The 18,455-nt window shown below is 59.9% G+C and carries 21 protein-coding genes; 10 read left to right on the forward strand and 11 right to left on the reverse strand.

Annotated features, from left to right (window positions below):
• Positions 1-86: 86 nt before the first annotated feature.
• Both HV823_RS25250 and HV823_RS25255 read left to right on the forward strand, forming a co-directional pair.
• Entirely contained in the window at positions 87-1,610 is a 1,524-nt protein-coding gene (locus tag HV823_RS25250; protein ID WP_176952440.1) for a UbiD family decarboxylase, read from the forward strand.
• Entirely contained in the window at positions 1,607-2,176 is a 570-nt protein-coding gene (locus HV823_RS25255; RefSeq protein ID WP_176952441.1) for a UbiX family flavin prenyltransferase, read from the forward strand. Before HV823_RS25250 ends, HV823_RS25255 begins: the two co-directional genes overlap by 4 nt.
• A 19-nt stretch (positions 2,177-2,195) precedes the next feature.
• On the opposite strand, the gene HV823_RS25260 is transcribed toward HV823_RS25255, so the two are convergent.
• The 8 genes from HV823_RS25260 to HV823_RS25295 form a co-directional block, all read right to left on the reverse strand.
• Positions 2,196-3,386, reverse strand: coding sequence for an NnrS family protein (locus HV823_RS25260; RefSeq protein ID WP_176952442.1), 1,191 nt, complete (start codon positions 3,384-3,386; stop codon positions 2,196-2,198).
• Between the two features lies 1 nt (position 3,387).
• A complete protein-coding gene (locus HV823_RS25265) occupies positions 3,388-4,608 on the reverse strand; it encodes an NnrS family protein (RefSeq protein WP_210270934.1) in 1,221 nt (406 codons plus the stop codon).
• Complete coding sequence (locus HV823_RS25270; protein ID WP_176952443.1) at positions 4,605-5,354, reverse strand: ABC transporter ATP-binding protein; 750 nt, start codon at positions 5,352-5,354, stop codon at positions 4,605-4,607. The genes HV823_RS25265 and HV823_RS25270 overlap by 4 nt, the downstream gene beginning before the upstream one ends.
• A complete protein-coding gene (locus HV823_RS25275) occupies positions 5,351-6,157 on the reverse strand; it encodes an ABC transporter permease (RefSeq protein WP_176952444.1) in 807 nt (268 codons plus the stop codon). The genes HV823_RS25270 and HV823_RS25275 overlap by 4 nt, the downstream gene beginning before the upstream one ends.
• 12 nt (positions 6,158-6,169) lie before the next feature.
• Positions 6,170-7,207, reverse strand: a complete 1,038-nt coding sequence (locus HV823_RS25280; RefSeq protein WP_210270935.1) for an ABC transporter substrate-binding protein — start codon at positions 7,205-7,207, stop codon at positions 6,170-6,172.
• 104 nt (positions 7,208-7,311) lie between these two features.
• The gene (locus HV823_RS25285) at positions 7,312-7,995 is read right to left on the reverse strand and encodes an NnrU family protein (protein ID WP_176952445.1); all 684 of its coding nucleotides are present in this window, start codon (positions 7,993-7,995) and stop codon (positions 7,312-7,314) included.
• Positions 7,992-8,468: a hemerythrin domain-containing protein gene (locus HV823_RS25290; protein WP_176952446.1), complete on the reverse strand. Its 477-nt coding sequence runs from the start codon at positions 8,466-8,468 to the stop codon at positions 7,992-7,994. The genes HV823_RS25285 and HV823_RS25290 overlap by 4 nt, the downstream gene beginning before the upstream one ends.
• Before the next feature lie 10 nt (positions 8,469-8,478).
• Entirely contained in the window at positions 8,479-8,634 is a 156-nt protein-coding gene (locus tag HV823_RS25295) for a hypothetical protein (RefSeq protein WP_176952447.1), read from the reverse strand.
• A 137-nt stretch (positions 8,635-8,771) separates the two neighbouring features.
• On the opposite strand from HV823_RS25295, the gene HV823_RS25300 reads away from it, so the two are divergent.
• The 6 genes from HV823_RS25300 (at position 8,772) to HV823_RS25325 (ending at position 14,354) form a co-directional block, all read left to right on the forward strand.
• The gene (locus tag HV823_RS25300) at positions 8,772-9,317 is read left to right on the forward strand and encodes a cytochrome c oxidase subunit 3 (RefSeq protein ID WP_176952448.1); all 546 of its coding nucleotides are present in this window, start codon (positions 8,772-8,774) and stop codon (positions 9,315-9,317) included.
• Between the two features lie 7 nt (positions 9,318-9,324).
• Positions 9,325-9,600: a cytochrome C oxidase subunit IV family protein gene (locus HV823_RS25305; protein WP_176952449.1), complete on the forward strand. Its 276-nt coding sequence runs from the start codon at positions 9,325-9,327 to the stop codon at positions 9,598-9,600.
• A gap of 153 nt (positions 9,601-9,753) precedes the next feature.
• A complete protein-coding gene (locus HV823_RS25310) occupies positions 9,754-10,206 on the forward strand; it encodes a c-type cytochrome (RefSeq protein WP_176952450.1) in 453 nt (150 codons plus the stop codon).
• Between the two features lie 28 nt (positions 10,207-10,234).
• Positions 10,235-11,581 (forward strand): nitric-oxide reductase large subunit, encoded by a 1,347-nt coding sequence (locus HV823_RS25315; RefSeq protein WP_176952451.1) that lies wholly within the window; start codon positions 10,235-10,237, stop codon positions 11,579-11,581.
• A 61-nt stretch (positions 11,582-11,642) separates the two neighbouring features.
• Positions 11,643-12,446 (forward strand): CbbQ/NirQ/NorQ/GpvN family protein, encoded by an 804-nt coding sequence (locus HV823_RS25320; protein WP_176952452.1) that lies wholly within the window; start codon positions 11,643-11,645, stop codon positions 12,444-12,446.
• Between the two features lie 9 nt (positions 12,447-12,455).
• Positions 12,456-14,354, forward strand: coding sequence for a nitric oxide reductase activation protein NorD (locus HV823_RS25325; protein ID WP_176952453.1), 1,899 nt, complete (start codon positions 12,456-12,458; stop codon positions 14,352-14,354).
• Positions 14,355-14,425: 71 nt separating this feature from the next.
• Here the strand turns inward: HV823_RS25325 and hemN are convergent, their stop codons facing one another.
• Positions 14,426-15,778, reverse strand: a complete 1,353-nt coding sequence (gene hemN, locus HV823_RS25330; protein WP_176952454.1) for an oxygen-independent coproporphyrinogen III oxidase — start codon at positions 15,776-15,778, stop codon at positions 14,426-14,428.
• 198 nt (positions 15,779-15,976) lie between these two features.
• Between hemN and HV823_RS25335 the strand changes: the two genes are divergently transcribed.
• The gene (locus HV823_RS25335) at positions 15,977-16,258 is read left to right on the forward strand and encodes a DUF2249 domain-containing protein (protein ID WP_176952455.1); all 282 of its coding nucleotides are present in this window, start codon (positions 15,977-15,979) and stop codon (positions 16,256-16,258) included.
• Between the two features lie 87 nt (positions 16,259-16,345).
• Positions 16,346-16,870 (forward strand): DUF2249 domain-containing protein, encoded by a 525-nt coding sequence (locus HV823_RS25340; protein WP_176952456.1) that lies wholly within the window; start codon positions 16,346-16,348, stop codon positions 16,868-16,870.
• On the opposite strand, the gene HV823_RS25345 is transcribed toward HV823_RS25340, so the two are convergent.
• Together HV823_RS25345 and HV823_RS26535 are read right to left on the reverse strand one after the other, a co-directional pair.
• Positions 16,834-18,078: an NnrS family protein gene (locus tag HV823_RS25345; RefSeq protein WP_176952457.1), complete on the reverse strand. Its 1,245-nt coding sequence runs from the start codon at positions 18,076-18,078 to the stop codon at positions 16,834-16,836. The two genes, HV823_RS25340 and HV823_RS25345, sit on opposite strands and share 37 nt — an antisense overlap.
• Positions 18,079-18,194: 116 nt before the next feature.
• Positions 18,195-18,455, reverse strand: a 261-nt coding sequence (locus HV823_RS26535) for a hypothetical protein (protein WP_210270936.1), incomplete at its 5' end; no start/stop codon positions are given.

The following is an 18,455-nucleotide window of genomic DNA, read 5'->3' on the forward strand; positions in this document are numbered from 1 at the left end:
ACCGGCGCAAACCTATGGGAACGGCCGACAATCCAGATTGCTCCAGCGCAAAGACGTAACCGAATTCACAGGTCATAGCGGTCCGCATGACACAGAACGCACCGCCTCGTCGCTACGACGGTCTTCAAGCTTTCATGACCGAACTGGAAAAGCGAGGACGGCTTATCCGCGTCTCGCGGCCGGTGAGCCTTGTTCATGAGATTACCGAAATCCACAGGCGCGTCCTGGCAGAGGGAGGCCCGGCCTTGCTCTTTGAGCGCCCGGTCCGGTCGGACGGTGCAGTGTCAGAGATACCGCTGCTTGCCAATCTGTTCGGCACGCGCGAGCGGATCGAACTTGGCTATGGCATCCCTGGCGGCAAGATTGGCGATCTCGCGGACCTTCTGGCCGAATTGCGCGAACCTAGACCGCCGGCGTCGCTCCGGGATGCCTTGAAGAAACTGCCTGTGCTTCGCTCCGCCATGGCGCTGGGATGCCGTAGGGTGTCTCATGCCGAATGCCAGGATATCGTGTTCGAAGGCGAGGCCGTTGATCTCAATCGCCTGCCGATCCAGTGGTGCTGGCCGGGCGAACCGGCACCGCTGATCACCTGGGGGCTGGTCGTCACCGCGTCGCCTTGTGATCCCAAGGATGTTAATGTCGGCGTCTACCGCCTGCAAGCGCTGGACCGCAGGCGGTTGATCACGCGCTGGCTTGCCCATCGTGGTGCTGCAAAACACTTCCGGCAGTGGCAGGCCGTGGGGCGGCATATGCCTATGGCGGTCGTGATCGGCGCTGATCCTCAGACAATCCTCGCAGCCGTTATGCCGCTGCCAGAGACCATGAGCGAGCTTTCATTCGCCGGTGTGCTCCGAGGAAAGCGTAGCCGCGTGGTGCGGGCGCTCACCCAGCCCCTAGATATTCCGGCCACTGCGGAAATCGTGCTGGAAGGGACTGTTTCTATCGCGGAGACTGCGCTTGAGGGGCCTTATGGCGACCACACGGGCTACTATAATTCTGTCGAGCCGTTTCCCGTCATGCACTTGAGTGCGATGACGATGCGGCAGAATCCGGTTTACCTCTCTACCTTCACCGGCCGCCCCCCGGATGAACCTTCTGTGCTCGGAGAGGCAATGAATGCTCTCTTCCTTCCCCTCGTAAAGCGCCAGTTTCCAGAGATTGTCGATCTGTATCTGCCTCCAGAAGCCTGTTCCTACCGGGCGATCGTCGTCTCGCTCGACAAGCGCTATCCGGGGCAAGCCCGCCGGATCATGCTCGGGCTTTGGTCGATGCTGCCGCAGTTTAGCTACACCAAGCTCATCATCGTGGTCGATGCCGATGTTGACGTCAGAAACTGGAGCGATGTCATCTGGGCGCTTTCCACCCGGTTCGACGCCTCCCGCGATCTGGTGGTGGTGGATAACACACCCATCGACTACCTCGATTTTGCCTCTCCCAAGCCTGGGCTCGGTGGAAAGCTGGGTCTCGATGCCACCAACAAGCTTGGCGCAGAAACTGATCGGGAATGGGGCCGCGTGCTGCAAATGACGTCGGAGGTCTCGGCGCGCGTCGATGCGATCTGGCGCGAACTTGGAGTTGGATCCCTTAAGACAAGGGAAGGTGAGCCATGATGAGGCGTGTCATTCTCGGCATGTCCGGTGCTTCGGGGGCGGCGATCGGTCTTCAGGTCGGCCGGCTCCTGACGGCCATGGATGATGTTGAACTGCATCTCGTCGTCACGTCAGCAGCGCGCCGGACAATCGCACATGAGGCGGGCAACGATGCGCTGGGGCGGCTAATCGGACTCGCAGCTCATTTCCATTCGGAAAGCGATATCGGTGCATCGATTGGCAGCGGATCGTTCCGCACGGTCGGTATGATCGTCGCCCCCTGTTCGATGCGGTCTCTTGCCGCGATCTCGACCGGGATCACAGACAATCTTCTCACTCGCGCCGCCGATGTGCAGCTCAAGGAGCGTCGCAGGCTGGTTCTCCTTGCCCGCGAAACGCCGCTTCACCTCGGGCACCTGCGCAACATGGTGGCGGTGACCGAGATGGGGGCGGTGGTGATGCCGCCGGTCCCCTCTTTCTACCGCAATCCAGCGAACGTAGAGGATCTGGTCGCCCATATTGCAGCTCGTGCCGTAGATCTGCTTGGGTTGACGGATGCACCCTTGATACCCGAGTGGAGAGGGTGAGGGCGCCAAGGCTCCCCTCCTATCCCTTTCGCGCGATCAAGGGCATGTAAAAGACCATGTAACCCAGGAATGCCACGATCCACGCGATGCCTGCGATCGGCAATAACAGCATGGTATGCTGCGGCCAAATTGCGAGCGAAATCCTCAGCAGTGCCGAGAGGATGATTGGTGCATAGATGAGCCAGGTTGTCGTGGGGGGCGACGTCAGCGCCTGAACCGTATGGCCTCTCGTGGCGCGGGTCATCACCGCCAACGTCACGACCCCGACCCCACCTGTCGTCCAGGCATGGATGCCTGCCGAGGCGAAGCCGGAGTGGTCCAACAGCATCGACAGGCCGGTCAGCAAAAAGCCTAAGGGAATGAAGAGATAGCCGACATGCAGGATCGTCACGAGGGGCTCCCCAAGCGTGCGCTCGGGGCACCATCTTGCCTGTCGCACGAGATGAGCAAGGCTGGCGACAAGCATCAGCAGCCCCGTGGGAAACTGGAGGCTTTCAAGACCGCCGCCGACAGCGATCCACATCGCCATTGAAAGGCTCCCAAGGATCATGACGGCCAGATCGAAACGGGCGAAATTCTGCGGCAGCCGTCCCGGATTGTTCGCTTTCAGCCAGTTGCCGGTAAATGCCGGAATGATGCGCCCTGCGACCAGGGAGATGAGGACGAGGATCGCGGACAGGGCCAGACGGTCGGCGATTTCGACGCGTCCATAGCGCTCAATCTCGACATGGAAGAGAACCTGGGCGGCGCTCAGCAGCGCCAGAACGGCGACGATCTTGTAATTGCGTCGGTTCGAGGCAGCGACCAGTTCCTTCAGGACGAAGATGGCGAGCACCGGCAGGAAGGTGAGCGCGACGAGCATTGCGCCGAGCATGCCCGTCAGTTCCGAGAGGCTGATCGTCAGACGCCCGGCGAACCAGAGAAGAAACAGCGCCAGAAGAGGCATGCCCTTCAAACCGGGCCTGCCGGTCCAGTTCGGCACGGCGGTGAGAAGAAACCCTGCTATCACGGCCGGGACGAAGCCGAAGAGAAGCTCGTGCTGGTGCCAGGCCACTGGCGGCAAAAGGGTTGGCACATGCATGAAGCCGAGGAACCAGGGGACCCAGATCGCGATGGATAGGGCGGCGACAAGCGCGCTGCCCGGAAAGAACAGGCGGAATCCGCCTGACAAGAGACGCTTTGGGATGGAGGGGCCGGAAAGTGTGGTCATGTCAGCACCTTTCCTGGTCAACCGTATGCGGCGACCAGAGCAGAGGAATATAGGCCTTGGCCCAGAGGAGGAAGGAAAGCGAAAACAGCGCAGAGGAGAGACCGTAAGCGCCGAAGGGCAGGGAGAGCGACGGCGCGAACTCCGGGAGGATCCGCAGAAGAACCGACAGGACCAGAAGCAGGATCGCCACCCGGGTTGTCTTTGAAAAGCGCAGCGGTTGACCGGTATGCAGAAGGCCTGCAATCGAGAGTACCTGCAGGACGCCGAGACCCAGCCCCCCCATCAGTGCCAGATGCAGCCCGCCCAGCCAGGGCAGAGGCAGGCCAATGAGGTTAAGGCCGCAGATGAGAAGGCCGGTGCCAGCCAGCGCACTCGACAGCCAAAGACCGCCAAGTTCGAAGGAAAAGCCTTCGCGACCGACGAACCCCTCGCCGACCCGATCGAGAAAGGCTGCACCGGCGGCCAACATCAGATAGCCGCGCACGGCGTCCGACAGCGTGGCTGCCTCTGCCACGATCACCAGCATGGTCAATCCAGCCGAGAGATGGACCCGGCCCGGATGCGGTCTGTAGGGGGAGGTCTTTTCCGTCGGATCGAGGATCAGGTTGGTCACCGGTACGGTGATGCGGGCAAGTGCGAGGCCGAGCAGGCCGAGAAGCGACAGCCCGAGCATTCTGATTGCGCTTTCCGACAGATCATATTCTCCCAGAGCCATTGCAATTCGTAGCAGGGCCGCAGCCCCGGCAAAGGCGGTGAGGAACAGCATGAAGCCCAGGAGATCGGTGTTTTTTTTGATCCACGACAGACGCAGCGCATAGGCGAGCAGGAACAGCATCCAAGACATATCGAAGAGCAGGCCGAGAAGCCAACCGTTCTCGACAGCGAGCAAACCGAGCACACGGGCGCCTGCCCAGAGACCTGCAGCCAAGAACAGGGGGCGTCCACTGAGGCGTTGCGTGTCCGTCCATTCCGGTAGGGCAGAGGTCAGGAAGCCTAAAAGCGCGCCTCCGAAGGAGCCGACCAGCATTTCTTGGGCGTGCCATTGGCGGGGAAGGGACGAGACAGCAAAAGGTAGGTCAAGAGACCAAACCACAATCCAAAGAAACGGCCACAGCGCCGCATGCAAGGCGGCAAGTGGAAACATCAGTCTGAGGCCTTCGGCGGACATGGCCCTGGCAAGATCGGCCGAGGGAAGCATGCGTATCGCTGGAAGCACACTCATGCCAGCCTCCGCTCGTCATGTTCTTCAACGACGGCAAACAGCGGATGATCGGAAATGAGCCTTCGTGCCGTCTCGAAAATCATCTCCTCACTGCGATGCCCCGGTGTCTCGGGAACAGCGACGCATTCAAGAATCCCATGGCCGCAGCGGTCGAGAACCGCGATCCGGTGGCAGATCCGCAGCGCTTCATGGATGTCATGGGTGATGAAGAGCCCGCCCTTGCCGCTGTCTGAGGCCGTGGCGACGACGAGATGCTGCATCCGCCGTCGCAAGGCGGCATCGAGCGCGGTGAAGGGCTCGTCGAAGTAGAGGAAATCGGGGTCGGCGACGAGAGCACGGGCAAGCGCCGTGCGCTGGCGCATGCCACCCGACAACTGTGATGGAAACTTTTGCCAGTCGCCCTCTTCCAGCGATACGCGATCACAGGCCGCTGCAACTCTTGCCCTTCGCTCGGACCGCGCCACGGGGAGGCCAGATAGGCCAAGTGCCACGTTGGCTTCGACCGTCGCCCATGGGAGGAGGCGCGGTTCCTGAAAGACGAAAGCGCAGCGCGCATAGCCTCGCTCGACTTGGCCGTGGCGGGGGATAATCAGCCCGGCGGCGATCTGGGCAAGCGTGCTCTTGCCGCAACCGGATGGTCCGACTAGCGCGACCATTTCCCCCTGGTTGACCTGCAGAGTGACCTGTTCGAGAACGGGGCGGCCGAGATAGACGTGCCCCACGGCGTTGAGCTGGAGGAGGGTCATCGGCGTACGCCCCAGGGTTGGGCGGCTTCCCGCCATGCCTCGGCTTCGGCGCGCAGTGGCTGAACAATTCCATATTCGACACTGATCAGCGCAGTGACCGACAGGAGGATCCAGGCAAGGGCAGCTTCCACATCGAGTGCGGAACGGGCATTGGCGAGCGCGCCTCCTATACCGCCGGCATTGGCCAGCAACTCGGCCATGACTGCTGCCTTGAAAGCCGTGCCCAGTGCCATGACCAAAGCAGGAAATACCGCATGAAGCATTTGCCGTAGGGATATCTGAAACAGCCGGGCCAGCCACGACAAGCCGGCCATCCGAGCCATGTCTTCCAATCCCCGGTCCCGTGTCTGGATGCCCTCGGCTGCACCAACAAAGACAAGCGGTGAGGCGGCGATAGCAGCTGTCGCAATGACCGTTCCGGCGCCCATGCCGAACCAGATCATCAGAAGGACGATCCAGGCGATCGGAGGCACGCCGATCAGCAAGGTTACCTGCGGACGCGCAAGCCTCATGATCGCCGGGTGATATCCGGCCACCACGCCTGCCATCGTCCCAATCACGGCGGCGAGTGAAAAGCCGGCGATCCCCCTCAGGCTCGTCGACAGCACCAGTATCCGGTTGTCGGGATCTGCCGCCAGTCGAAACAGGGCCTGGATCGTCTCCGCCGGTGCGGGCAACACGAAGCTGCCATAGGCTTCGGCTCCGAGCTGCCAAACGGCGGCAAAGACGGCAAGACCGCTAAGGCCCGCCCAGCCGGACCAGAGGAAGCGCCCCACTTTTCCCGCACGATAAGCTAGGCCCATGATGATCCCGCCTTACAGGTAGAGTGACGCGTCCGGCATGCGACCGCCCACCATTTCGGGGTGGCTCTGCGTCACGACTTTCAGCAATGTCTCGATCGAACCGAGTGCATCACGCGCGCTCAAGGCGACGAGGTTCGAATAGGGGATCGACGCCTCCAGCACAGGCCAGGGGAGTTCAAGTGCCGATGCGGCTTGGCTCGCAGCCGCTGCCGGATTGGCGTTTACCTCGACTGCCGCCTGTGCAAGTCCCGCAAGAAGAGCGTTCGCCTGTTCCGGATGATCGTCCAGGAAGCTTTGCGTCAGTGCGAGACCTGCCTGGGGGATAATCGGCGTCGTTGCGGTGACGGTACCCCATTCCTTCTGCATGTCGATGACCCGGTGAAGCGCCTGACCGCCGGTGCTGGCCCTAAAGATGGCGGCAGAGACTGCTGGTTCGGGTAGGAGCGCGGTGTTTATACGGCCGGCGAGCAGCATTTGCACGGCTTCGATGGGCGTACCCGCTCGCTCCACCTTGATCTTGCCGGTCATCCTGTGATGAGCAAGGGCCGCATCGAAGACGAGTTCAGGCGTGTCATTGGGAAATGGCACGGTTACGCCTTGCCCTTCAAGATCGGCGAAAGTGGTGATCTTGTCATTGCGCGATACTATGTAAAGAAGACCGTTGGTCATAACATTGGCCAGCTTCAGGCCAAGGCCGCGCGTATGAAGATTTGCCGCCGCCGTGGTCGGCATGACCACGGTCTGCATCGACCCGGATGCAAGACCTGCCCGCATTTCATCCGGCGTGCGCCACACCTTGAACTCCACCTTGTCGGCGACGTCGCGCAGCAGGCCTTTGCCAACAGCATAGGCAAGCGTGATCGATGGCCCGGCAGGTGGGCCGTAGATGACGAGCTGGTCAAGTGAAGAAGCGCGTGCACGCTTGTTGGGGAAGGGGAGGGCGAGGGTTGCGGCAATGCCAGCGCATAAAGTGCGACGGGTTGGTGCATAGCCTGCCGTACCGGCTTGAATAATATCCATCTTGCCGACCTGTTTCATGGTGTTGGGCATCCCGCTCTCCGAAAATTGATTTATTTTCTCATGTTATCGCCGGCGGCGCGTGGGATGTTTGACGTAGAGCAAGTAATGTGTGGAATTACCGGCTGGAATCGTTCTCAGATGTCGAGCGCGAGAATCGGGTCTGCGCCAAACAGGGCGGCATGGCCTCCCGCGAGCAGCCAAAGTGTGACAAGCAGCGTCACGGCGAGCCCGGCTACCAGATGTCCATCCAGACGCAGCTTGGCGCGTCCGGAGAGCAGGGCGATCAACGGAAATATGGATGTTGATCTCTCGACTGGTAACCAGTCTTCTCCCATCCTGCGTCTCGCGCGTTTTTCCGCGACAAGGATACCGACAGCAGAAAACAGACCGAGGCCACCGAAGACAAGGAGCGATCTGGTATCACCGTTTGCTGCGAGGTGGCCGAGAGACCAGAGGAAAAATCCCCACAAGACCGGATGGCGGGTGAGAGTTGTAATCGCGCCAGGTGTAGTGCCTGTCATGAAGCTGATAGATGCGGGATTGGGGCTGATTAGGCCTGCCGTGACCAGGAAGAGCCCGAGTGGCGACAACACGAGATTGGCGAGGATGCTCCGGGAATCCGGCCGCCAGATCTCTACATACTCGGTGTTCCACGCGGCATGCAGGACCCATATCAGGAGTGCTACGGATGTTGTCGAATAGACTAGAAGGTAGAGCCGTAATCCAAGCGCTGCGGTTAGCCTTCCGCGGATGGTTGGTAAGGCAGGCACCGAATGCAACAACAAGAATGCTGCCAGCGCAAGAACGATCTGGGTCATGTTGGGAACACCTGCGTTTCGGGTTCCACGTTTAGAAGCTGCTGCAGCAGCATCTGCTCCGCAGTGATATGGCGCCGGACAGCTTCCTGAAAACCCCGAACCATATGGGCCACCGTTTTCAGGCTCAGTCTGCACCGTTTTCGAGCGACAGCGGCCAAGGTGAGGGATAGCTCACGGGCCGCGCGGCGGTCGACGCGATGTTCAGACTTGACCTGATCGAGAAGAAGGGAGCCGAAGCAGGAGCCGGCATGCAACTCGAGGTCGGGGTAAAACTTCTGCTCTTCCAGAGTATGGGCGGCGGCGACCAGCGGTTCGATGTGCTTGGCAACCTTCTGGATGCCGCGCGGAATTTCGCCGGCGTCGAAGTCCGTGGCCAGTTCCTCCAGCCTCAAGCAGAGAATAAGAAGATCTCGGTGCTTGTCCTCAAGCGCCCTGACCTCGGTGGCCGTCAAGCTGGATCCGATCGTTTCCATGGTTGCCTCCTCATTGGCCCAGAAACAGGACGACGCCGATGACAAGCGAAGCCAGCACGGCAGCAAGCGTGCCGCCGCCCTGCAGTACGCCCATGCGCTTCAGCATCAGGGCAAAGCCCATGATGACAGGTGTCGCAACGATAAGGCCGATCTGTGCATCCGTCATTTCCAGTCATTCCCTTCTGTTCTGGCCCTTCTGTTCTGGAAGCACTCTGCCTTGTCTTTCGTCAGTCTTCTTTGCGCTCCCACAAAGAGCGCTTCAGTTTTTTCTCTAGAAAGGATCCCAAAACGGGAGAACTGACGATGGCCATGGAAACGAGCCTCCAGCAGGAGGCAAAGGACGACCACCTGCTGCTCTGGATCCTGGTGTGGAGCGAGTTGATCGCTTTCGGCATCCTGATCCTGGGCTTCCTCGTCGTCTCGACCTTCGATGCAGAAGCCTTCGAACTGGCGCGTCTGCATTTGAGGCCGGGGATCGCCGGCGCGAACACGCTTGTCCTGCTGGTCAGCGGGTACTTTGTCGCCGTTGCGATGCGCAATCGGCTTGATCTTGAGGCGGTGAAACGGCCGTTGGTCATTGCAGCTCTGCTTGGCTTTTGCTTTGTGGCGGTCAAGCTCTTCGAATATTGGGGTGAGGTCCGCTTCGCTGCCGATGCGACGCTCGATACCTTTTTCGAGCTCTATTTCATCATCACCGGCTTCCATCTGCTGCATGTCGCCTTCGGTGCCATCGCGCTTCTTCTAGTCGCCTGGCGCCCGGCACGGGAAAATCTGGTTCTGATCGCCACACTCTGGCACGTGATCGACCTCGTCTGGTTGGTGATCTTTCCCATTCTCTATCTCGCGTGAGGCCATCATGACCCGCAGACAGCACGAGGAATTGGTGGGTGTGCTCGCCATGCTGATGACCTTCGCGATTGGCGGCGCAATTGTTGCGGCGCTCGCAGGTCCAACCATCGTACCGATTGCCGCAGTTCTTGGGATTGCGTTTGCCAAGGGACGGCTTGTGATTCTCGACTTCCTCGAACTCAGGGGCGGGCATCACCCCATGCGGATCGCGCTCATCTGCTGGTTAAGTATCATTCTGATCGCTGCACTGTCGCGGTCGCTGGTGGTCCTTCTGTTGGCTTGAACATTCGCCCGGTTGCTTGCCGAAGCGCAAAGAACGACGCCGGACACTCTGTATGAAAAGAACATCCCGCAGAGCCGGCGAAGGATCGCCAGAGCCTTCGAGGCGGGCAAATCAGGTCGGGCCTTTGAAGCCCGCAGACGGAAGGACAAGGGCATGGCAGAACGCCTGACCAAGACCGGAGCGCGCAACGTCTTCTATGGCGGCTCCATATTCTTTTTTGCGATCTTCGTGGGGCTCACGGCCCACAGTCACTACTACATCCGGACCACCTCGACGGATGAGACGACGCTGACCGACAGCGTCGCGCGCGGCAAGCATATTTGGGAAAAGCACTCCTGTATCAACTGCCACTCGATCCTGGGCGAAGGGGCCTATTTTGCGCCTGAACTCGGCAATGTCTGGACCCGCTGGGGTGGCCAGGAGGACCGGGACAGCGCCCGCGAGACGCTGCGCGCGTGGATGGCCGCCCAGCCCTCGGGCGTCGAAGGTCGTCGCCAGATGCCGCAATTCAACCTGACCGACGAGGAGATCAACGACCTCGCCGATTTCCTCGAATGGACCAGCAAGATCAAGACGCAGAACTGGCCGCCGAACGAGGCCGGCTGAGCCCTTCGTGACCCAAGGAGACATCACCATGAAATATCAAAGCCAGAAGGTCGCGATGCTGTATTTCTACGGCGCGCTTGGCCTCTTCGTTGCCCAGGTCCTGTTCGGGGTCGTCGCGGGCACGATCTACGTCCTGCCCAATACGCTCTCAGAGCTCCTGCCCTTTAACATCGTGCGCATGATCCACACCAACGCCCTGATCGTCTGGTTGCTGATGGGCTTCATGGGGGCCACCTACTATCTGCTGCCGGAAGAGGCGGAGACGGAACTTTACAGTCCGAAACTTGCCATCGTGCAGTTCTGGATCTTTCTGATTGCCGCCGCCGCCGCCGTCGTCGGTTACCTCTTCGGCATCCATGAAGGCCGCGAGTTTCTCGAACAGCCCTTCATCATCAAGATCGGCATCGTCATCGTCGCCTTGATGCTTCTGTTCAACGTTACCATGACGTCGCTGAAGGGCCGCAAGACAGTCGTCACCAACATCCTGATCTTTGGGCTATGGGGTGTGGCGATCTTCTTCCTCTTCGCTTTCTACAATCCAACGAACCTGGCACTCGACAAGATGTACTGGTGGTATGTCGTCCACCTCTGGGTCGAAGGCGTCTGGGAACTGATCATGGCCTCGGTTCTCGCCTTCCTGATGATCAAGCTCAACGGCATCGACCGCGAAGTCGTCGAGAAGTGGCTCTATGTCATCATCGGTCTGGCGCTCTTCTCCGGCATTCTCGGCACGGGACACCACTATTACTGGATCGGTGCGCCGGGCTACTGGCAGTGGATCGGCTCGCTCTTCTCGACGCTTGAAGTCGCACCCTTCTTCACCATGGTCATCTTCACCTTCGTCATGACCTGGAAAGCTGGCCGCAAGCATCCGAACCGTGCGGCACTGCTTTGGTCGATCGGCTGCTCTGTCATGGCCTTCTTCGGTGCCGGTGTCTGGGGCTTCCTGCACACGCTGTCATCTGTGAACTACTACACTCACGGCACGCAGGTGACGGCAGCCCATGGGCATCTCGCCTTCTTCGGCGCCTATGTCATGCTCAACCTCGCCATCATGGCCTATGCCATTCCGGAAATGCGCGGCCGGCAGCCCTATAATCAGTGGCTGTCGATCGCGAGCTTCTGGATGATGTGCACGGCCATGTCGGTGATGACCTTTGCGCTCACCTTTGCCGGTGTCCTGCAGGTGCATCTGCAGCGCGTGCTCGGCGAAAGCTACATGGCCGTCCAGGACCAGTTGGCGCTGTTCTACTGGGTGCGCCTCGGGTCCGGTGCTGTCGTGCTGGTCTCCGCCCTGATGTTTGTCTGGGCTGTGCTGCTGCCCGGCAAGGAAAAAGAGCCGGCCTTTGGCGGCTATGTCGAGCCTGCCGAGTGAAACAGCGGCCCCGCTGTTTCAAAAGCAGCGGGGCTCTTCCCAACCTTGAAGGATCAGCATGATGAACATCATCGCACGCAACATTCAGCCCGATATCCCGGCCTATTCTCCAGCCGGCAACGAATGCACCCTGTTCGAAACAGCCTGGACGCGACAACTGCCGCTTCTGCTGAAGGGACCGACAGGCTGTGGCAAGACCCGTTTCGTCAGCCATATGGCGCAGAAGCTCGGTCTGCCGCTGACCACCGTGTCTTGCCACGACGATCTGGCTGCTGCCGATCTCACCGGCCGATTCCTCTTGAAAGGTGGTGAAACGGTTTGGGTCGACGGACCGCTGACCCGGGCCGTGCGCGATGGCGGCGTCTGCTATCTCGATGAAGTGGTTGAGGCCCGCAAGGATGTCGCCGTGGTGTTGCATCCTCTGACCGACGACCGGCGCATCCTGCCCTTGGAGCGCACAGGCGAAGAGCTCGAAGCGCCGCCAGCCTTCATGCTCGTCGTTTCTTACAATCCCGGCTATCAGAGCCTGCTCAAGGCCCTGAAGCCTTCAACCCGTCAGCGCTTCGTCGCCATCGAGTTCGATTTCCTACCCAAGGCGCGGGAGATCGAGGTTGTCTCGGCAGAAAGTGGATTGCCTGCCACGGCTGTAGAGCCATTGGTCGAGTTGGCGTGGCGGCTGCGGGCGCTGAAAGGTCATGACCTGGAAGAGGGTGTTTCGACGCGCCTGCTGGTTTACTGCGCGAGCCTCATTGATGCCGGTCTTGCGCCACGCGACGCCGTTCGTGCCGCCATGATTGAGCCGCTGACCGACGAACCTGACGTGCGTACTGCACTCGTGGAACTGGCACAGGCGGTCATCCGCTAGGAGAATGTCATGCTGGACTTTCTGGAGCTCGAGGAAACGGTCGGACGCGCCTGGCACAGACTGGCCGGTGATACCCGCACCTGGCCACGTTACCCCGAAGCGGCGGTCCTGCTGGAGGACGTGCTTCCGGTACTTTCCGTCTGCTTTCGCGGCTTTGGCGGCGAAAGGACGGTGCAACTGGTACCGGCGCGGGCGAAGACCTCGCAACACCGGCTGAAGTTTCGCCAACGCATGGGGCTTGGCGAAGAAAAGCTCGTTCATCCAGCCCGGGACGAAGCGAGTGTGATGTTACCCCCGGTCCTCGACCTCATGCCGGAGCCATCGCTCAATCTCGACCTCTATGTGTGGCTCGCGGCTGCCATGGCGGTGATGCCGCTTCGACCGATGTCCGAAACCGATCCCCTCAGGGCAGATCTCGACCTCCTCGACGCGGCGTCGACCCTCGAAGCCGAGGTCCTTAAAACCTTTCCCGGTCTCGTCGATCGCTATCGCAGGCTTTGCCGCGCCCTTCTTGCGGAGCGCAGACGCGGCTCGCTTCCGCGAGTGGAAGGCATTTTGGAAGACCGCATCATCGATCTCCTGCGCGGGGGCGCAGGCCTTGCTCCGCTTTCGGCTGGGGATGAATTGCCGGACCGGGCGCCTGCGGGGTACCTGCCGATCTTGCCCGTGCCGCTCTGGCCTCAGGCGGTTGTGAGAGCAGAATGGGCCGGCCGTCAGGAGATGGATCAGCCGGCCGGCTCGGGTCAGGCGGATGCACAAGCTGCCGGGCGTCACGTCGCGACACGCGAGAAGGATACCGCTGCCAAGGGCGAGCGCAGCCCCTTCATCCTCAACCGCTTTGAAAAGATCCTGGCCATGGCGGAGATGGTGAACGTCGATCGCCCCGCCGACGACAGCGACGATCACGATGCGTCGGCCGCCGATGAACTCGACGAGATGGTGCTCGGCGAGCGCAAGGGCAGACCAGCAGCAAAGTTCCGCTTCGACCTCGACCTGCCGCCAGAGGCGCTGATCCATTCCCCACTCGAAGCCGATCTCACCTATCCGGAATGGGACTATCGTCGCGGGGTCTACCTGAAGGATCATTGCCGCGTGGTGGCAGGTCCTGCTCCGAGCGATGAGGCCAGTCCGATCGCATCGGAGGAGATGAAGGCGCTGATCCGTCGCGTGCGGCGGCAGTTCGAGGCGATGCGTCCCCGCCATGAAATGTTGCGCGCCCAGGTCGATGGCGCCGATCTGGATCTTGATGCGGTGGTGCGTAGCCGAACGGAGCTCGTCGCCAGCGGCGAGTGTTCGGACCGCATCCACCTTGCAAGCCGGCCCCAGGGTCACGATCTCGCAGTCACCTTGCTGGCCGACGTCTCCTTGTCGACAGATGCGTGGTTCAACGACCGCCGGGTACTCGACGTCGAAAAGGAGGCCCTGCTGGTGCTGGCCGAAGGGCTAGCCGCCTGCGGCGACCTGCATTCCATCTTGAGCTTCACGTCCAGGCGGCGCGATTGGGTCCGTGTTGAGACAGTGAAGGATTTCGACGAGCCGATGAGCGCCGTTGTGCGCCACCGGATCGCGGCTCTGAAACCCGGCTATTACACCCGAATGGGTGCAGCAATCCGCCACGCCTCGGCCAAGCTTGCCGAACGGCCAAACAGGAAACACCTGCTGCTGGTGTTGACCGACGGCAAGCCGAATGACGTGGATCATTACGAGGGTCGTTATGCGCTTGAAGACACGCGTCGGGCCGTGGGCGAAGCGAGGCGGCGTGGCATCCATGTCTTCGGCGTCACGGTTGATCAGGATGCCAAGACCTATGTGCCTGCCGTCTTCGGCCACCACGGTTATGCTGTCGTGCCCGATATCCGCCGCCTGCCGGCCGCTTTGCCACAAATCTACCGCGCGCTCGTCCGCTGATCCGCGATCGCGCAAAGGAAAGCCCGGACCGAGTGATCGGTCCGGGCTTTCTCGTTTTCCGTCGTCCTGTGTCAGGCCGCCGTGGCGTGCGTTCTGCCCGTCTCGCCGAGATAGGCATCGAAGCACGACGCCACCGTTCTGACCAGGAACCTGTGCTCTGTCTCGACGCGTAGCACATCGCCACGCCAGCTCACGATCCCTTCCTCCACCAAAGTCCTAAGCCGCGAATTTGCTTCACCAATGCTCTCGTGGGAGAGCTCGAAGCCCTCCGGCATGGCTCCGAAGTCAAGCTGGAAGTCGCACATCAGGCGCTCGATAATCCAGCCCCGGATGCGGTCCTCCAGTGTCAGGCGGTAGCCTTTTGACGTGGCGAGCTCCCCGGACGAGATGAGATTGGCATATCTGCCGATCGCGACGTCGTTTTGTGCGTAGCCTTCAGCAAAACGCCCGATCGCTGAGGAGCCGAATCCGATCAGCGTAGATGCGTTGTCGGTCGTATATCCTTGGAAGTTGCGATGCAGTGTCTGGTTATCAGCTGCGATCGAAAGCGTGTCTTCGGGCAGCGCAAAGTGATCGAGACCGATGCGGCGGTAACCGGCTTCGCACAGCGCTATTGCGATGGCTTCCGCCTGTGCATGTCGCTCATGCGCATCGCCAAGGGCTGCCGCGTCGATTAGGCGCTGATGCTTCTTGAAGCTCGGCACATGCGCGTAGCCGAACACGGCGAAGCGGTCCGGACGCATGGCCGCAGCCACACGCGCAGTTTCGATTGCAGACTCCACGGTCTGATGGGGCAGACCGTAGATCAGGTCGAAGTTGACGCTTTTTGCACCTGCCTTGCGCAGATGATAAAGGGCCGTTGCGGTTTGCTCTGCCGACTGGATGCGATTGATCGCCTTTTGCACCTTCGGATCGAAACTCTGCACCCCGAGACTGGCCCTGGTGATCCCCGCCTCGCCGAGAGCCTCCGCCATTTCAAGGGTGAGCGTTCGTGGATCGATTTCTATCGCGACTTCGGTCGCGCTGCTAATGCCGAAGGTGGCCGCCAGCGTTGCTGTCAGATCGAGAAATTCAGTCGGCGTCATGATGGTCGGCGTGCCGCCGCCGAAGTGAATATCACTGACGCTCTGTCGTCCCCCCATCGCTTTTCCCACTGAGCGAATTTCCTGTTTCAGGATGGTCAGGTAGTCGAGGATCGGCGCGTCCTTTTGGGTGATCGTGGTGTGGCAACCGCAATACCAGCACATGGATCGACAAAAAGGCACATGCAGATACAGCGACACCGGATCGTTTTGCGGAATCGACATCAACCAGTCGCGGTAGGTGCCCGCGCCTATGCTGGTGGAAAAACGGGGCGCTGTCGGATAGCTCGTGTAACGCGGCAAGCGGCTTTCGCCATAACGGCGGATTATGTCTGCATTCATTGTATCGCTCCGGTTTGACGCCGTCACGATAGAGGCCCGCCCCAAGGCCTTCCTTGTCGAAAGGCAAAGAGGAGCGCGGCTTTCCCGGTTTTGCTTGTCACAGCACAACGAACGCTTCGGACGATAGGCTATTCGATTGTCCTGCGGAGCAGCCGAGCTGTCCCGACTGAAGCCCGACCATTGGAAGAAAGCAATCGAATGACTGTTGTCGAAGAACATATACTGAAACTAGATGTGCGTGAGATTCCCCATTGGGAGCGGCATCCCCGCATATTCGGCATGTTGAATTCACTGCTCCCAGACTATGAGCTGATCCTGACCGTCGATCATGATCCGGTTCCGCTCTATTACCATCTTGAAATGCATTATGATGGGATGTTCGGGTGGGAATACCTGATGCGGGGTCCGGAGATATGGGAAGTTCGGATTCGCCGGAAGAAACACGAAGGCTGCAACTGCAACTGCGGTGGTGGTCATTGAGGTCTGTGGGAGCGGTCGGTAAGCGCCGGTCGCTCCAAGCCCACGCATCACCACTAATAATCATGTTGTGGCAGATCGGGAGGTGAAATGTCGACGGCGACCAACTTCAAGATACTCGACGTACGGCCCATCCTGCGCAGAGGTGGCGAGCCCTTTCCCGCGATTATGGACGCGGTTCAGTCCTTGCGGCCAGGCGAAGGTTTGCAATTGTTTGCAACGTTTCGTCCTGTGCCACTGTTGAGCGTCATGGCGCGGCGCGGCTATTCGGCCGAAGTCAAGGAGTTGGACAGCGGTGAGTGGGAGGTTCTGTTCGTGCCGGTTTCTCAGACAAGCACGAAGGTTTTTCACTCCATGGGTGCAGAGGAAGCGGCCGCCTGGCCTGATCCTTTGTGGAGCGTGGACCTTACTGAACATGTACCACCGGCCCCTATGGAAAAGGTTCTTTCGCTAATTGAACTCATGGAGCCGGGCGAAGTGCTGTTCGCGGTGTTTTCAGAGGAATCGCGCTTTCTCGGCGCGGAGCTGGAAAAGCGTGGTCACCAATGGGTTGGCAATCTCGACACGTCAAAGCGTGCTTATCGCATGTTGATCCGAGTGGGCGGTGAAGGTTGACGACCGGGTTGCCGCTGAACGTGGCATAGCAGTCTTGCGTTGTCGCTAAGAAAGAGAACAAAAGCGGCAATCCAGAACAGTCCGGACGTCGTGGTAAAAGGTGCATGGAATCCAGGAATGAGATCGGCTGTTATGCGCAAGCATGCAGCGATGAGGAGGAGTGGAACTGGCAGCCGCTGAAACCTGGACCGCTTTTCATTTTGCCCGGTATGAAGCGCGATTGAACGCATCATGATTGCAAGCATCATTCCCGTCACGGCACCGATGGCAAGAAGATGAATGGCTGCGAGCGGGCCGAGCATGCCGAACCCGGTTGCTGCAATCCCCAACATCCCGATAGCCATGAAGCCGTAAGACAGCTGCATCGCTGTGATCATAGACGACCGTAGGATGATTGGCCTGAACCATCTTGCTGCGCGCACGAGGTGCAAGCTGGCTGCGACAAGGGCCGTGATGCCCGTGAGTGCCCCAAACGGTTCAAAGGTCCAGATCATTGCTGCAAGGAAAGTGGCGACCAGGACAAATCGATCAACCATACGATTTGTAGGCGCGAGGCGTGACCTGCCTGTCTGGGCAAGCCAGTTGTTTGTAAAGCTAGGGATGATCTTGCTCGCGGTCGCCGTGATCAACAGTATGTAAACGGAGAGACCTGCCCGCGCCCAGGGCCCCACATCGCCTCCGTTCATGGCTACGATGTGGAACCCGCCATTGATCAGGGCGAGAGAGGTGAGGCAAAGGATTGGCTTCGCATCCGCGATCCGCCCCGCGACCCAGACCTCTTTCAGGCAATAATAGGCGAAGAGTGGAAGGAAGATCCAGTCGAGCAGGAGGGTGATGAGAGCAGATGTGTCTGTGACCATCAGCATTGAAATGCGACCCGCGATCCAGATGAAGGCAAGTCCCGCAAGCGGTCTACCGGACAGGGGAAAGCGACCGGTCCAGTTGGGCACGGTGGTCATCAAATAGCCGACCAGAACCGCCGGCATAAACCCGAATAGAAGCTCATGCGCATGCCAGGTTGATTGCCCGTAGCCACCCGCAACGTCGAGCCAGCCGTTGAACACGGCGATCCAGATCATGACTGCCGCAATGGCCCACAAACCCGCCCCGAGAAAAAATGGCCGGAAACCGTAAGAGAGTAAAACAGGCCCTTGTCGTCCAAGGCCCCGCGGAATGCCTTTTCTTTCTGTTTCGGTGACATCCTGCATTCTTTTTTTCCCTTTCCTGCTTGCACTGGGCGCCAGGACCTAGACCTGCCGGATTGATCTGGATCAAAGTATTTCCTCAAATCGGGACTTCTTCTGGCGGCGGAATGTCGCAGTATTCAAGTGGAGATCTTTGTTCCAGCACAATTAATTTCTTGGGGGGTGAAGTACAACAGTGACAGCAGTTCGAGCGGGACGCTCACTGGCTCACAAGGAGATAAGAGCATGACCCAGATCCTCACTTTAACAAGACTGACCTTGCCCCGTTGACCTAATCCATTTTGAAGTAAGCTCTGGGCCATTGAGAGGACCAGAGGATGAAGCGCAACCGTTTCACGGACGAACAGATTATCGGTATATTGAAGGAGCACGAGGCAGGC

It is taken from the genome of Mycoplana rhizolycopersici (assembly GCF_013378445.1).
GTDB lineage: Bacteria > Pseudomonadota > Alphaproteobacteria > Rhizobiales > Rhizobiaceae > Mycoplana > Mycoplana rhizolycopersici.